Genomic DNA, 1,221 nt, shown 5'->3' with positions numbered 1-1,221 from the left:
AGAAAGCCAAGATAGTAACTGGCACGACTTTTTAACTACTAATATAAAAGAGCAGTTTAGTTGTATAGTTCAATTCGATACATATAATCGAAAAGTTAATTTATACGAAATAGATAGTTTTGGAGATAATTTAGAATTAATACTATCAAGAGATAATTATATAAAAAGTTTAGAAAAGACATCCAGTTCTAATGAAATTACAACGAGACTAAAGATGGCTGGTGAGGATGAAATGGATATAATCGGAGCTACAGTAACAGGGTACCCATATATCGAAAATTACTCATATTTTATAGAAAATGGAGAAATGAGTAAAGATCTTACAAAAGCCATGCTTAAGTATATTGAGATGAATGAAATAAGAGAAAAGTTATGGAAAGAACAAATTGAGACTAAAAATATTAAACAAAAGGAAGTACAGAAACAAAAAGATAGCTTTATGATAGCGAATTCAATGATTAAATCATTAGAGAATGTAATTAAAATATATGAAGAAAAAAATGATGTTATTAATAGAGCAAAAGCAGTAGCAGAGATGCATGAGTATTCTGAGCAAAGAGATGATTTAGAAGAGTCAATTAATCCTTTAGAAAATGATATAGCTAAATTAGATGATGAAATGATGGAATTAACAATTCTTTGTAAAAGAGAAACGGCAACAGATAAAACGATGATTTAATATTTAATGATACTCTCTTAGAAGAATTAAAGGAATTTATATATTGTGACACATATAATGACGATTCATTTTTAAAAGTTGAGGATTTTATTGAAGCAGGTAAAAGAAAACTTGAACTTAAATGTAGACCAACTATTGAGTGGAGTATTGATTCAGTTAATTTCTTAAATCGCTTATTAGATACAGGATTTAGGAAGCATTGGAAAGGTGACTTAAGTTTAGGTGATGTTATCATGCTTTACGATCGAGAAGAAGATACCGAGGATTTAATATACTTTGTTGGATATACTCAGGACTTTAAGGACAACACTTTAAAAATAGATTTATCTAATAAAAAGAGAAAAGAAGATGATATAAGAACTATAGCTGACTATCTAACTAAATCTAAACATACTCTAAAATCGTTAAATAAAAAGAAATATTTATTAAATAGACAAAAATATAATCGTATTAATGTTCCAGAAAGTGTGGTGAATTAATAATGCCAATATATGATAATAGTTATACAAATAGTTATATTAGGATTACTGGTTGTATAGTTA

Annotated in this window: 1 protein-coding gene and 1 pseudogene; both read left to right on the top strand. The window is 27.2% G+C overall.

Annotated features, from left to right (window positions below; genetic code table 11):
• Positions 1-679, top strand: a pseudogene (locus T473_RS18740) (hypothetical protein); the annotation flags it as partial.
• 233 nt (positions 680-912) lie between these two features.
• Positions 913-1,158: a hypothetical protein gene (locus tag T473_RS17505; protein WP_051365942.1), complete on the top strand. Its 246-nt coding sequence runs from the start codon at positions 913-915 to the stop codon at positions 1,156-1,158.
• Positions 1,159-1,221: the final 63 nt, after the last annotated feature.

Origin of the sequence: Clostridioides mangenotii TR (assembly GCF_000498755.1) — a bacterium.
In the GTDB taxonomy this organism is placed as follows: Bacteria; Bacillota; Clostridia; order Peptostreptococcales; family Peptostreptococcaceae; genus Metaclostridioides; species Metaclostridioides mangenotii_A.
Note: the sequence above shows the minus strand (reverse complement) of the source record. Positions and strands in the feature narration are given on the sequence as shown.

Bases quoted from the DNA above. Each gene is read 5' to 3' on its own strand.
- T473_RS17505 (WP_051365942.1), top strand. From the start codon at position 913: ATGCTTTACGATCGAGAAGAAGATACCGAGGATTTAATATACTTTGTT.